We start from the raw sequence: 13,897 nt of genomic DNA on the forward strand, positions 1-13,897 counted from the left end.
GGTCATCCTTCGCGTCCCCGGCTGAGCGTCAGTGCCAGGCGGGACGCCTTTGGCAGGTCGAGGGGCAGGATCCGGACCGGAGGGCGCGGTGGCGGATCGCCCGGATCGGTGGTGCGGTCCCGGGGCCGGCGCGACGCCGGGATGGTGGCCCGACCGACGCCGTTGACCGGCGTCGGGTCGCGCACCGGCGCCGGGGGCCGGGGGCGGGGCGACACCACCTGGCAGGCCGCGCTCGCCGCCCCGGTGGCGGCGGTCAGCTGCGCGTCCGGCTCCACCTCGACCGGGATCGGAAGCGCCGCGGTGATCAGCTCGGTGACCAGCGGGATGCGGGCCGAACCGCCGGCGAGCAGGACGCCGTCGAGCTGCGTCGGTGTCAGGCCGGCACTGTGCACGGTGCGCAGGAGGAGGTCGACGGTGGCCTGCACGGTCGGGCGGATCATGGCCTCGAACTGGGCGCGGGTCACCGGTATCCGCGCCGTGCCGGTCGGCAGGCTCAACACCACGTCGGCGGCCAGCTCGACGGTCAGCGCCCGCTTGACCCTGTCGCACTCGGCCGGCAGCCCGCGCAGGGCGGCGTGGTGTTCCCGACGGCCGGTGGCGGCCAGCTCCCGGGACAGCACGGTGCGTACGTGGCCGGCCAGCAGTTCGTCGAAGTCGGCGCCGCCGATCGGGTCGAGGCCCTGCGGGGTGCCGAAGCTCTCGTAGGTGCCACGCGAGGTGCGCCGGACCAGAGCCGCCTCGAAACTGGCGCCGCCCAGCGCGTAGACGGCGGCAGTGGTCCCCGCGAATCCGCGGGTGGCGTGGCTCTCGGCGACCGTGACCGTACGGGGCAGCAGGGTGACGCCGCGCAGCCCGAGGTCGACGAGAGCCCGGCGCAGCAGCTCCCGCCGGTACGGCTGCCAGCCCGCCGGGTGGCTGAGCACGACCGCCTCGGCCGGGCCGCCCTCGGCCGCGTCCACCTGCTCCACCACCCATGCGGCCAGCTCCGCCGTGAGCGTCTGCGGCGCGCACGGCTCGCCCCCGAGCAGCAGGGGCACGTCGTCGCCGATGCGGCGGACGAAGTCCCTCGTGGTGCGGCTGCCGTCGTCGGTGGCGGGCCCGCCGATGTGCAGCGCGCCGTCCTCGGCGAGGTGCAGCACCGACGGTACGAGAGGCGAGCCGGCGTTCAGCGGGACGGTTTCCGGGCGCGTCCAGGTCCGGCCGTCACGCCGTGCGACGGCGGCGGCGGTGTTGGTGCTTCCGATGTCGATCCCCAGGACGTACGGCATCCGTCTCTTCTCTTTCCGCGAGTTGGCCCTCTGGTGGCGATGGCGTCGGCGCTGCCCGGCGACCCGCCCCCGGCGAAACCCGCGGGCTCCTACGTTCGTACCAGAGATCGCTCCCTGGTCGGGACCCTAATCTGGCCGGGACGGTTTCCCCCAGTCCCCCTAACGGTGGAGCCGATCAAGGCCCTAACGCGGCGGGATCGGATGCGGGCCGAGCCCCGATGTCCGGCCTCGGCCCCCCGCAATAGCGTCACTGTCGACGTACGACGGTCGCCGACGCCAATCCGAGGAGAACCGGCACATGGACTCGCAACAGACCCTGCACGACTTCGTGCTCGACCTGCTGACCAACCCGGACGCGCGGTCGGCCTTCGACCTCGACCCGGAGGGCGCGCTGCACGCCGCGGGGCTCAGCGACATCACCGCCGCCGACGTGCAGGACGTGGTGCCGCTGGTGGTCGACTACGCGCCGGGGCAGGGTCTCGCGCCGCTGGTCCCGGCCGTCGGGCAGCTCGGGTTCGATTCGCTGGTGACCGACACGACCGATGTGGTCGGCCAGTTGCAGAGCGTGGCGCAGCAGATCAGCGTCACCAGTTCGCCCGCAGGAGTGGACGTCAAGGCCGGTGTGCTCGGGGCCATCGCCGTCGACCCGACGACCGTCGCCGCCGGGGTGACGGTGCTTCCGGGCGTCGGCCTGGGCGTCGGCCCGAGCGGCTTCGACACCGACCTGACCGGTGTGGCCGACGTGGCGCACACCCTCGACGCGGACGTGGTGCAGCCGGTCGACGGCATCGCCGACCCGGTGCTCGGTGACGTGACCGGCACGGTCGGCGACCCGACCGGCCTGCTCGGCAGCGCCGACCCGGGTCTGCTCGACGGCCACCTGACCGGCGGTGTCCTCTCCGACGCGCACGGTCAGGTCGACGGCATCGTCGGCTCCCTCGGCGTCCACGACACCCTGGGTGGTCTGGGCCTCACCGACGGCGCCGTCGGCGGTGTGGTGCCGCCGGTCGACGTCCCGTCCGTGGTGGGCGGCGTCACGCACCACGTGGACAGTCTCCTCCCCGGTGTCACCGGCACGGTCGGTGACGTGACCGGAGGGGTCACCGACGGTGTGACCGGCGACGTGCACGACGGGGGGCCCGCCTCGTCGGACCACGGGCTGCTGGGCCTCACCGGCGGTCTGCTCTGACGGGGATTCTCGTCGGGAGCGGGGGCCGGGTCGCCTCGGGCGGCCCGGCCCTTCCCGGGTTCCCTTCCGGTCCCTCTTGATAATTGAGCCGAAATCCGCACACTTGGTGCGGTGATGGCGGGGATCTGGTTGGACGTACTGGACGAGATCGCCCGGACGTGCAACACACACGGTCGCGGCGACCTGCTCCAGACGGTCCGACAGAAGCGTGCCCAACTGCTGGACCCGAAGCTGCGCGTCCTGGTCGTCGGCGAGCCGAACCAGGGCAAGAGCCAGCTCATCAACGCGATCATCAACGCGCCGGCCTGCCCGGTCGGCGACGGTCGTACCACGCTCCTGCCGACAGTGGTGCAGCACGCCGAGGCCGCCTGCGCGGTCGTGGTCCAGGCGCCGCCGGTGTCGGGACGGCCCGCGGGCACCCCGGCCGCGACGCTCGTCGAGCGGACCCCCCTGGCGCTCGACCAGGTCGCGGCCGGGGTGTCCGGCACCGTCGGGCGTCGGCCGGGCGGCGGTCCGGCGTACGTCGAGGTCGGCCTGCCCCGCGCGATGCTCGCCGCCGGACTGGTGCTTGTGGACACTCCCGGCACCGACCAGGTCGCGGCGCTCGGCGGGGCCGCGGAGGTGGCCGCCTGCACCCGCGCGGACGCCGTGCTGCTGGTCTCCGACTCGACAAGGGAACTCTCGGTCGCCGAGCTGGACATGCTGCTGCACGTCACGCGCTCGCAGCCGAACGTGGTGGTGGTGCAGAGCAAGACCGATCTCGTGGCGGACTGGCGTGCGGTGGCCGAGCGCAACCGGCAGCACCTCGCCGACGCCGGCGTCGCGGCGCCGCTGATCCCGGTGTCGGCGACCCTGCGGTTGCGCGCGGCGGCGACCGACGATCGCGGCCTCAACGCCGAGTCCGGGTTTCCGGCGCTCATCGCCCGCCTGCAGCGGGACCTGACCGGCAAGGCCGACCACCTGGCGCGGGCGTCGGTGCAGGCGGTGGCCCGTACGGTGGTGGAGCAACTGGCCGCACCGTTGCGCGCCGAGCTGGCGACGCAGGAGGCCGAGGAGCAGTCCGGACCGATCTCGCGGCTGCACGCGGCCCAACGGGAGGTCGACGAGCTGCGCCGCTGCTCGACCCGTTGGCAGAACACGCTCGCCGACGAGATGGCCGACCTGCTCTCCGACATCGAGTACGACCTGCGCGACCGGACCCGGCAGATCCTGCGTGCCGTGGACGAGGCGTTCGACACGGCCGATCCCCTCACCGCCTGGGACACCTTCGCCGACTGGCTGGAGCGCAGCCTCGTCGAGGCCGCGGAGGCCAACCACGAGTGGCTGGTCCAGCGCTGCGACTGGATCGCACGTCGGGTGGCCGCCACCTTCGACAGGTACGGCCACGACGTGCTGCCACCCTGGTCGATGACGATGCCGGACGATCTCGGCGACCGGCTGCCGGACCTGGAACGGCCGCGGATCGACAGGTTCACCACGGGTCAGAAGTTGTTCACCGGCATGAAGGGCTCGTACGGCGGCATGCTGATGTTCGGTCTCGCGACGACGCTTGCCGGAATGCCGATGATCAACCCGGTCTCGGTCGGCATCGGCGCGCTCTTCGGCGGCAAGAGCATCCGCGACGAGGGCAAGCAGTTGCTGCGCCGCCGGCAGGCGACCGTCAAGACGGCCATCCAACGGCATGTCGACGAGTTCTTCGTCCGGATGGTCCGGGACTGCCGCGACGCCACCCGCCAGGTGCAGCGGATGCTGCGCGACCACTTCACGGGGCTGACCGAGGAGTTGCAGGAGGCCATCGTGCAGTCGTTTCGCAGTGCGAAGCAGGAGGCGGACACCGATGTCGCCCTGCGCGAGCAGCGGCAGCGGGAGATCCGGCTGAAGATGACCCGCCTGGCCGCGCTCTACGAGCAGTCCCAGCAGTTGACCGCCACCCGCGCCACCCCGGTGCTGCTGGAGCCGGGGGCATGACGGTCGGGGTGCGGTTGGACGAGGCGGCGTGGGGGCTGCTGCACCGGGCCATGGACCTCTACCAGCACGACGCGCGGGCGGTGGGGCGGTTGCGGCACCAGGTGGCGCGGTTGGAGCAGCCGCTGCGGATCGCGGTGGCCGGCCCGTGGCGTGCCGGCAAGTCGACGGTGCTGAACGCGTTGATGGGGGAGGAGGTCGCGCCGGTCGAGGGCGCGGACGGCGTCTTCACCTGGTACGAGGACGGCCCTTCGCCGCACGCCACCGCCTACCCCGTCGGCCAGCCGCCGCAGGAGCTGACGGTGGTCAAGTCGGCGACCGGGATGCGGGTGGATCTGGGCTGGCGGGTCGGGGAGGTGCGCGACATCGTGGTGCGGTGGCCGACGCGGGCACTGCGGCAGGTGACGCTCATCGACACCCCGGCGCTCGCCGCTGTCGACGAGCAGGGCCACGCGCCGGTGCTGGATCGCGTCCTGCGGGACTCGGACGCGGTGCTGTTCCTGACCCGCGACGGCCGCGACAGTGACCTGCGGGTGTTGGAGTCCGCTCGGGACAGTGTCGTCGGGCAGGCCGCCCCGGTGAACGTGATCATGGTGTTGTCCCGGGCGGACGAGGTGGGTGGCGGCCGGATCGACGGGCTGCTCACCGCCCGCCAGCTGGCCCGCCGGCACCACCGCGATCCCCGGGTGGGCGCGCTGGTCGTGAACGTGGTGGCGTGCAGCGGGACGGTCGGTCTCGCGGGCCGGATGTTGAACGAGTCCGACGTCGCCGCGCTCGCGACGCTGGCCGGGGTGTCCCGTGCCGAGTTGGAGACCCACCTGCTCTCCGCCGACCGCTTCGTCCGTGGCGAGCTTCCGGTGCACCTGGACTCGGAGGTGCGCGCCGGTCTGCTGGACCGGATCGGGCTCTTCGGGATCCGGCTCGCGACGACCCTGGTCCGCGGCGGGTTCGACACCCGGGTGACCCTGTCGGCCGAGCTGATCCGGCGCAGCGGGCTCACCGAGCTGCGGGAGTCGATGACCCGATGTTTCGTCGATCGTCGCGACACCCTCAAGGCACGCTCGGCGCTGGCGGCCGTGGAGGCCCTGGTGCGGGCCGAGCCGGTGCGGGGCGCCGACGAGCTGGTCGGCGCGATCGAGCAGATCCTGGCGGGCGCACACGAGTTCCGGGAACTGCGCCTGCTGGTGGCGCTGCGCAACGCCCGCCTCGGTTTCGACGCCGAGTTGGCCGCCGAGGCGCAGCGGCTGGTCGGCGGTGACGGGGTGGGTCTGGCCGCGCGGCTCGGCATCGAGCACGAGGCGACAGTGCGGCGGCTCTGGGAGGTCGCCGCCGACGCCCAGAGGCGGTGGCGGGACCGGGCCGAGGACCCGCTCCTCCCGCTGGCCCAGCGCCGGGGCGCGGAGGTGGTCGTCCGCAGTTGCGAGGGGATGCTGGCCGAGCTGGCCGCGGGCGGTCGCTGAGCGTCGTACGCCCGGGGCGTCCACCCGGGACGCGCCGGCCGGCGTGTGTGGCGCAGGGTGCGTGCCTCACTGTGGCGTGGCCGATGCGACGCCGGCACGTACTGTCGCCCTCAGCCGATATACCGCAGAGTCATATTCATACCTCTGCGGTATATCGCTCACGGGCTCATCCGCTCGTCGGTCCGTCCGCCAGGTCCGTCGGGCAGCTCTACAGGGGCCGCTCCCGGCCCTCGTCACCCGTTCGGCGGTGTCGCCGCCGCGGGTTGCGGTGGCGCGCTCAGCCGGAGCTGCCACCGTCGGCCTTGGTCGGTGAGCCGGACGATCGCCAGCGGCTCCACGTCCAGCTGCCGGTACGTCGCCAGCGGCAGGTCCAGGGCGTGCACGACCGCCACCCGGATCACGAGCGGGTGGGTGACGGCGGTGACCCGTCGGCCGAGGCCGCGCTGGCCGTCGAGCCACCGGCCGACGCGCTCGCGCAGGTCGGCCACGGACTCGCCCCCGTGCGGCGCGGCGTCCGGGGTGGACATCCATTCGTGGAGGGCGTCAGGCCGCGCGGCGGCGATCTCCTCCAGCGACCGGCCGGTCCAGTCGCCGTAGTCGCAGTCGGCAAGCGACGTCTCGACGGCGGGCGCGAGGCCGAGGGCGTACGCGGTCTGGACGGCCGCCGCCGCGGGGCTGGACAGGCAGGCGTCGGTATTGCCCGACGACGTCCGCCGGGCCAGCCCGGACAGGGCGAGGGCGGCGCGCCGGCCACCCTCGTCCAGTCCGTCGTCCCCGCCGAACCGGGCTCGCCGCAGGGCGGCGGTGTGACCGTGGGCGACCAGCCGCAGGCTGGTGGCGCTCACCCGGCCGGTTGTGCGTCGGCGACCGCGCGCTGCCGGTGCATCAGAGCTGCGAAGAGCAGGCCGATCCCGGTCCACAGCACCACCTGGGTGCCGAGGGAGGCGAGCCGGAAGCTCCACAGCAGCGTGGCGGGGAAGTCACCCGGTACCTCCTGGAACGACGGCAGCACCACGTAGGCCACGCCGGTGACCAGCAGGAAACCGCCGACCGCCGCCGCGGCGCGCAGCCACACCGGCGCCTGTGCGCCGACCGACCGGTAGCCCAGCGAACCGGACCAGACCGCCACCAGGCCGAGGACCACCAGCAGCAGGTAGGTGACCGTGCGCTGGTTGATGGTGGCCGGGTCGCCGACGGCCGGGGGGTTCGGCGGGTACTTGAGGAACGGCACGATCACCGCGCCGAGCAGCGCGCCGCCGGCCAGGAGCAGCCCGGACCGTCCGTCGTCAGGGGTCCGCCGCCGCCGGGTCAGCAGGACGTACGCCGTGGCCAGCAGGCCACCCATCGCGGCGCCGAACAGGGCCGTGGCCAGGAACAGCCCGCCGCGCTGACCGTTCCTGCTGACCAGGGCGTCCTCGTCGTGTTGGTGCCCACCGGCGGCGGGTTCGGCGTGTGTCGCCGCCTCCTCGATGGCGATGGCCGCCTCGACGTGGGGTTCGCCGACGACGAAGGCGAACGTTCCGGCGAGCAGGCCGGCCACCAGGCCGGCGAGCAGCCCGCGCAGGAGAACCGTGACGAACGTGGGTGCGGTGCCGGTCAGTGGCACGGGACACCGAGCAGGTGCCGGCCGTCGTGCATCAGCTCGTGCAGGTACATCCCGCTGCGCGAGACGGCGCCCTGGTCGAAGGCGACAAGATAGGCCAGCAGGGTGAGCACGGCGACGGTGGCCAGGACCGTCCACAGGAGACGGGTCGGGACAGCGGGGTGCACCAGCGGCTGGCTGGAAGTGGAACTGGACATGTGTGCACGAACCTCCTCGGGGATGACGCGTCCCCATCGCAAGGCTGCGGACGACCGAGCGTCCTGGCTCGCGGCCCCCGGGTCGGGGACCGCTCACAGTGGCGCGACCGCGCCGGATTCTCACCGGCTTCCCTCGCGTCGCCGCAGATAGTGGGTCGACCGTATCGGTGCCGGTTCTCCTCGGTCAAGCCGGCGGCGAAGTCCGATCGCGACGCTGCCCACGGCCGCTCGTCCGCGGGCGTCGACCGGATCGACGATGGCCGTCGCCGGCGGCCGCGACACGCCCGGCCCCGACATGTGGGGTGTGACAAACCCTGTCGCCCCTATATATGGTGTCGACCGCAGCTGGTTCGGCCACTCATTCCAGGGATGGCCGAGGCAAGAGGGAACCCGGTGGAATTCCGGGACTGCCCCGCAGCGGTGAGTGGGAACGACAGCCGTCATCAGCACTGGGCCGCCATCTGGCCTGGGAAGCGACGGCCAGTAGGAGACCGGGCGACCCCGGTCGTGCCCGCGAGTCCGAAGACCTGCCAGCGCGCCGCGTACCCGCATCCGGGTGGGCGGTGGTCCGAGGCCGCGTGGGACGGCCGACGCCTTGCGGATCCGCGCCGCCGTCGGCATGGCGTCCGCCGGTGTCGGTCGCCTCGTGCCGAGGGCCATCAGGTCCTCAAACTCGCGAGGAGTGAGTGGTGACAGTTACCGAGGTGACCCCGGCCGACGGCGACACGGCCCTGGGGCGTACGCCGACGCAGGTCCGCGAACGCGACGGCGGCAGCGAGCCGGTGGACGTGCGCAGGCTCGTCACCACGGTCGAGCGCTGGGCCGACGACCTGCCCGACGTCGACCCGCTACGGGTGGCGACCCGTACGATCAGCGGCCTGTACGACGGCGCGACGACGGCCGAGCTGGACCGGCTGACCATCCAGACCGCGGCCGAGATGATCGGTACGGAGCCGCAGTACTCGCGCCTCGCCGCCCGGCTGCTGGCCAGCCACGTCGAGCGGGAGGTACGCCGGCAGGGCGTCACCTCGTTCAGCGCGGCGATCCGGGCCGGCCACGCCGAGGGCCTGATCGGAGACGAGACCGCCGCGTTCGTCGCCGCGCACGCCGGCACGTTCGACGACGCCGTCGACACCGACGGCGACCGTCGTTTCGAGTACTTCGGCCTGCGCACGGTCTACGACCGGTACCTGCTGCGCCACCCCACCAGCCGGCTGGTGCTGGAGACCCCGCAGTACTGGCTGCTGCGGGTGGCCTGCGGCCTGTCCCGTACGCCGGACGAGGCGGTGGACTTCTACCGGCTCATGTCCAGCCTGGCCTACCTGCCCAGCTCACCGACGCTGTTCAACTCCGGCACCCGGCACACCCAGATGTCCTCGTGCTACCTCGTCGACTCGCCGCGCGACGAGCTGGACTCGATCTACGCGCGCTACGCCCAGGTCGCCAACCTGTCCAAGTTCGCCGGTGGCATCGGCATCGCGTACTCCCGGGTCCGGTCCCGGGGTGCGCTGATCCGCGGCACCAACGGCCAGTCCAACGGGATCGTGCCGTGGCTGCGCACCCTGGACGCGAGCGTCGCGGCGGTCAACCAGGGCGGTCGACGCAAGGGCGCGGCCTGCGTCTACCTGGAGCCGTGGCACCCGGACATCGAGGAGTTCCTCCAGCTGCGGGACAACACCGGCGAGGACGCCAGGCGTACCCACAACCTGAACCTGGCCAACTGGATACCGGACGAGTTCATGCGCCGGGTCGAGGCGGACGAGGTGTGGTCGTTGTTCGACCCGGACGAGGTGCCCGAGCTGCCCGACCTGTGGGGGGAGCGGTTCGACGCCGCGTACCGGGCGGCCGAGGCGCAGGGCCGCTTCGTGCGGCAGGTGCCTGCGCGGGAGCTGTACGGGAAGATGATGCGGACCCTGGCCCAGACCGGCAACGGGTGGATGACCTTCAAGGACGCGGCCAACCGGCTGTGCAACCAGACCGCCGAGCCGGGCAACGTGGTGCACCTGTCCAACCTGTGCACCGAGATCGTCGAGGTGTCCAGCGACGCCGAGACCGCGGTGTGCAACCTCGGCTCGGTGAACGTGGCCGCCCACCTGACCGGGAGCGGCATCGACTGGGAACGGCTGCGCGCCACGGTCCGGACGGCTGTGACGCTCCTCGACCGCGTCATCGACATCAACTACTACCCGACTCCGCAGGCGGCGGCGAGCAACCCCCGCTGGCGGCCGGTCGGGCTCGGGTTGATGGGCCTGCAGGACGTGTTCTTCGCGCTGCGGATGCCGTTCGACTCGCCTGCCGCGCGGGAGCTGTCCACCCGGATCAGCGAGGAGCTGTACCTGACCGCGCTGGAGACCTCCGCCGACCTGGCGCGCGACTTCGGCGCGCACCCGGCGTACGCGCAGACCCGCGTCGCGCGGGGCCAGCTCCAGCCCGACCTGTGGGGTGTCGAGGGTACGCAGACCGCGCGCTGGGCCGCGCTGCGCGAGCGGGTCGGGGCGTACGGGCTGCGCAACTCCCTGCTGGTGGCGGTCGCGCCGACCGCGACGATCGCCTCGATCGCCGGTTGTTACGAGTGCGTCGAGCCGCAGGTGTCCAACCTGTTCAAGCGCGAGACCCTGTCCGGGGAGTTCCTCCAGGTCAACACGGCCCTGGTCGGCGAGCTGAAGGCGCGTGGCCTGTGGACCGAGCAGATCCGTTCGGCGATTCGCCGCGCGGAGGGGTCGGTGCAGGCCGTCACGGAGCTGCCGGCCGACGTGCGGGAGCTGTTCCGCACCGCGTGGGAGCTGCCGCAGCGGGCGCTCATCGACCTGGCCGCCGCCCGCGCGCCGTTCATCGACCAGTCCCAGTCGCTGAACCTGTTCCTGGCCTCGCCCACCATCGGCAAGCTCTCCTCGATGTACCTGTACGCCTGGAAGACCGGGCTGAAGACCACGTACTACCTGCGCTCGCGCCCCGCCACGCGGATCCAGCAGGCCACCGTCAGCGCCGTCGCACCCGTCGCCGTCACCGCCGACGCCGAGGCGCTGGCCTGCTCGCTGGAGAACCCCGAGTCGTGTGAGGCGTGCCAGTGACCTCTCCCGACGCCACCACCGACACGAGGACCACACACATGCTGCTCGACCCCGGGATGGATCTCACCCTCCGCCCGATGCGCTACCCGCACTTCTTCGACCGGTTCCGTGCCGCGATCCGCAACACCTGGACGGTCGAGGAGGTCGACCTGCACGCCGACCTCGCCGACCTGGACCGGCTGTCGCCGGCCGAGCGGCACCTGGTCAGCCGCCTCGTGGCGTTCTTCGCCACCGGTGACACGATCGTCGCCAACAACCTGGTGCTCAACCTCTACCAGCACGTCAACAGCCCGGAGGGCCGCCTCTACCTGTCCCGGCAGCTGTTCGAGGAGGCCGTGCACGTCCAGTTCTACCTCAACCTGCTCGACACGTACGTGCCCGACGAGACCGAGCGGTTCGCCGCCTTCGCCGCGATCGAGAACATCCCCTCGATCCGCCGCAAGGCCGAGTTCTGCTTCCGCTGGATCGACTCGCTGGGGGAGTTGCGGGAGCTGCGGACCTCCGACGACAGGCGCGCGTTCCTGCTCAACCTCATCTGCTTCGCCGCCTGCATCGAGGGATTGTTCTTCTACGGCGCGTTCGCGTACGTCTACTTCCTGCGCTCCCGCGGCCTGCTGCACGGCCTGGCCTCCGGCACCAACTGGGTCTTCCGCGACGAGTCGATGCACATGGCGTTCGCGTTCGACGTGGTGGACACCGTGCGCGCCGAGGAGCCCGACCTGTTCGACGACGATCTCGCCGACCAGGTCCGCCAGATGCTCACCGAAGCGGTCGAGTGTGAGGTCCAGTTCGCCGAGGACCTGGTGGGTCAGGGCGTGCCCGGTCTCACCCTCGCGGACATGCGGGAGTATCTCCAGCACGTCGCCGACCGCCGTCTCGTCCAGCTCGGGATCGCACCGCACTACGGGTCGGCGAACCCGTTCGCCTTCATGGAGTTGCAGGACGTGCAGGAGCTGTCCAACTTCTTCGAGCGGCGGGTGTCGGCGTACCAGGTGGGGGTGACCGGGACGGTGGCCTTCGACGACGACTTCTAGGAGGACCCCCCACCCCACCCCCTCCCCACCCCGTCGACCAGGAGGTCGTTGCTCCCTATCGGCGTGTCAGGGGCACCAACTTCATGATCAACGTCGGCGACGGGCGAGGTGGGGGTGGGGCGGGGGTGTTCTTGGGGGTGGGTGACTGTCAGGCGGGGGAGCAGGTCGGGGTGATGGTCGGAGGGGTGCTGGTGGCGCTCGTGCTCAGGTAGCCCGCGGTGGTCGACGTACCCGGCGCGAGCTGCCCGTTGTAGGCGGCGTTCGCGACTGTCACCTGGCTGCCCGTCTGGGTGAGAGCGCCGTTCCAGACCTGCGACACCGTCTGCCCACTGGGAAGGGTGAAGGTGACCCGCCATCCGCTCAGCGAGGAGGCCCCGGAGTTGGTGACCGTCAGCCGCCCCTCGAATCCGCCCTGCCAGGTGTTGACCACCGTGTTGGTCACCGCGCAGGACTGCCCGGCCGGGACCGTAGGCGTCGGGGTGGGAGTGGACGTCGGGGTCGTCGTCGGAGTGGGCGTCGGCGTCGGGGTGGGCGACGACGTCGCGGTGGGGGTCGGGGTGGGCGTCGTGGTGCCCCCGGCCTGGAACTGCCACCAGTTGAGGTTGAACAGGTTGCCGCTGCCGCCGGTGAAGCGCAGGTAGAGGTCCTGGGTGCCGGTCGCGCCGCTGACCGGGCAGGAGACGGTCTGCCACGTCTGCCATCCGCCGGTGCCCGGCACCGCGCAGCTGCCCACCCGGGTGCCGGTGGGGCTGCCGAGGCGCAGTTCGATCGTGCCACCGGACGTGGCCGAGGCGACCCGGGCCGAGAAGGACGTCGCGCCCGTACCGAATCCCACGCCCTTGACCTTGATGTAGTCCCCGTTCCCGATGAACCCGACGTTCATCCCGCCCTCGCTTGCCGGCTCGGTCTCGATGCCGGAGCCCCAGGCGATGGTCTCGGCCTCCTGCCGCCCGTACGGGTTCAGGGTGCCGATCTGGGGCGCGCCCGTCGTGGTCATGGTGATCGTCGGGAAGGTGCCGTTGGTGTTGTAGGTGAACTTCTCCACGGCCACCGAGCGGGTGTAGCCGCTGCCGCCGGGCAACGCCCCGTTGTGGTAGAAGAAGTACGAGCCGCCGTTGAAGTCGATGACTCCGGCGTGGTTGGTGAAGCTGGCCCCCTGGCGAGGCATGATCGTCCCTCGGTAGGTCCAGGGCCCGGTCGGGCCGGGTGCGGTCGAGTAACCGATGAACTCGGAGCAGCACTCCGCCGCGAACACGTTGTAGTACAGGCCGTTGCGCTTGTAGACCCACGGGCCCTCTTCGTAGAGGGTCGGCCGGCTCGCGTTCCCCGTCCGGGTGCCGAACCCGGCGGTGGTGAGCGGGATCTTGGTGGCGCTGCCGCTGTAGGAGATCATGTCCGCGTTCAGCCGGACGTACCAGAGGTTCGGGTTGCCCCAGTACAGGTACGCCTGGCCGTCGTCGTCGATGAAGACGGTGGGGTCGATCTCGCCGTTGCCCACCAGCGGCCGGCCGATGGCGTCGCGGAACGGCCCGGTGGGGCTGTCGGAGACCGCGACGCCGATGGCCATCGAGTTGGTCGCCCGGGCGGTCACCGGCACGTACCAGTAGAACTTGCCGTTGCGGGCGATGACCTGGCCGGCCCAGGCGTTGGCGCTCGCCCAGCTGAAGGTGTTGAGGCTCAGGGGTGAGCCGTGGTCGGTCCAGTTGACCATGTCGGCCGACGACCACACCCGCCAGTCCTTCATGGTGAAGTACGTCGAGCCGTCCTCGTCGTGGCCGGTGTAGAGGTAGACCCGTCCGTCGTGCACCAGGGGAGCCGGGTCGGCGGTGTAGATGTGCTGGACGATGGGGTTGTCCGCGTGGGCGGGCGTGGCCGGCGCCAGCGTCGAGATGAGCAGCATGCTCACGAGCCAGGCGAGGCCGCGTCGGAGCCGGTTCGTCGTCCGTGGTGGCGGTGCGGGGTGCATCGGTACCTCCAGGATGGGTCACGACGGGCGGGCACGGTTCGCCGGTCTCGCCGGCAAGGTGCCGCGTGTCGTCGCCTGTCGCTTCTGGACCTCGGTGGTGGCCGTCCCGTGGGAACGGCAGGAGGGATCGGGCGTCCACCACGG

General features: G+C 71.9%; 10 protein-coding genes and 2 riboswitches. Of the genes, 5 read left to right on the top strand and 5 right to left on the bottom strand.

Annotated elements, in window-relative coordinates:
* Positions 1–2: 2 nt before the first annotated feature.
* Complete coding sequence (locus tag ACLQ26_RS20890; RefSeq protein ID WP_425746029.1) at positions 3–1,268, bottom strand: Hsp70 family protein; 1,266 nt, start codon at positions 1,266–1,268, stop codon at positions 3–5.
* A 298-nt stretch (positions 1,269–1,566) separates the two neighbouring features.
* Here ACLQ26_RS20890 and ACLQ26_RS20895 point away from each other — a divergent pair, with 298 nt between their 5' ends.
* The 3 genes from ACLQ26_RS20895 to ACLQ26_RS20905 all read left to right on the top strand — a co-directional run bounded on the left by ACLQ26_RS20895 (position 1,567) and on the right by ACLQ26_RS20905 (position 5,882).
* Positions 1,567–2,457: an IniB N-terminal domain-containing protein gene (locus ACLQ26_RS20895; protein ID WP_425746030.1), complete on the top strand. Its 891-nt coding sequence runs from the start codon at positions 1,567–1,569 to the stop codon at positions 2,455–2,457.
* Between the two features lie 114 nt (positions 2,458–2,571).
* Entirely contained in the window at positions 2,572–4,425 is a 1,854-nt protein-coding gene (locus tag ACLQ26_RS20900; RefSeq protein WP_425746055.1) for a dynamin family protein, read from the top strand.
* Positions 4,422–5,882: a hypothetical protein gene (locus ACLQ26_RS20905; protein ID WP_425746031.1), complete on the top strand. Its 1,461-nt coding sequence runs from the start codon at positions 4,422–4,424 to the stop codon at positions 5,880–5,882. Before ACLQ26_RS20900 ends, ACLQ26_RS20905 begins: the two co-directional genes overlap by 4 nt.
* A gap of 233 nt (positions 5,883–6,115) precedes the next feature.
* Here the strand turns inward: ACLQ26_RS20905 and ACLQ26_RS20910 are convergent, their stop codons facing one another.
* From ACLQ26_RS20910 to ACLQ26_RS20920, 3 genes are read right to left on the bottom strand one after another with little or no spacing between them, the layout of a single operon-like run.
* A complete protein-coding gene (locus ACLQ26_RS20910) occupies positions 6,116–6,727 on the bottom strand; it encodes a histidine phosphatase family protein (protein WP_425746032.1) in 612 nt (203 codons plus the stop codon).
* The gene (locus ACLQ26_RS20915) at positions 6,724–7,488 is read right to left on the bottom strand and encodes a CbtA family protein (protein ID WP_425746033.1); all 765 of its coding nucleotides are present in this window, start codon (positions 7,486–7,488) and stop codon (positions 6,724–6,726) included. Before ACLQ26_RS20915 ends, ACLQ26_RS20910 begins: the two co-directional genes overlap by 4 nt.
* Complete coding sequence (locus ACLQ26_RS20920) at positions 7,479–7,682, bottom strand: CbtB domain-containing protein (protein ID WP_393298340.1); 204 nt, start codon at positions 7,680–7,682, stop codon at positions 7,479–7,481. The genes ACLQ26_RS20915 and ACLQ26_RS20920 overlap by 10 nt, the downstream gene beginning before the upstream one ends.
* Positions 7,683–7,717: 35 nt before the next feature.
* Positions 7,718–7,857, bottom strand: a riboswitch (cobalamin riboswitch).
* A gap of 154 nt (positions 7,858–8,011) precedes the next feature.
* A riboswitch (cobalamin riboswitch) is annotated at positions 8,012–8,231 on the top strand.
* Positions 8,232–8,386: 155 nt separating this feature from the next.
* Here ACLQ26_RS20920 and ACLQ26_RS20925 point away from each other — a divergent pair.
* Complete coding sequence (locus tag ACLQ26_RS20925) at positions 8,387–10,753, top strand: ribonucleoside-diphosphate reductase subunit alpha (protein ID WP_425746056.1); 2,367 nt, start codon at positions 8,387–8,389, stop codon at positions 10,751–10,753.
* Between the two features lie 38 nt (positions 10,754–10,791).
* The gene (locus ACLQ26_RS20930; RefSeq protein ID WP_425746034.1) at positions 10,792–11,787 is read left to right on the top strand and encodes a ribonucleotide-diphosphate reductase subunit beta; all 996 of its coding nucleotides are present in this window, start codon (positions 10,792–10,794) and stop codon (positions 11,785–11,787) included.
* 148 nt (positions 11,788–11,935) lie between these two features.
* On the opposite strand, the gene ACLQ26_RS20935 is transcribed toward ACLQ26_RS20930, so the two are convergent.
* Positions 11,936–13,753 (bottom strand): family 43 glycosylhydrolase, encoded by a 1,818-nt coding sequence (locus ACLQ26_RS20935; protein ID WP_425746035.1) that lies wholly within the window; start codon positions 13,751–13,753, stop codon positions 11,936–11,938.
* Positions 13,754–13,897: the final 144 nt, after the last annotated feature.

The organism is Micromonospora sp. DT43 (assembly GCF_049841645.1).
Taxonomy (GTDB): domain Bacteria; phylum Actinomycetota; class Actinomycetes; order Mycobacteriales; family Micromonosporaceae; genus Micromonospora.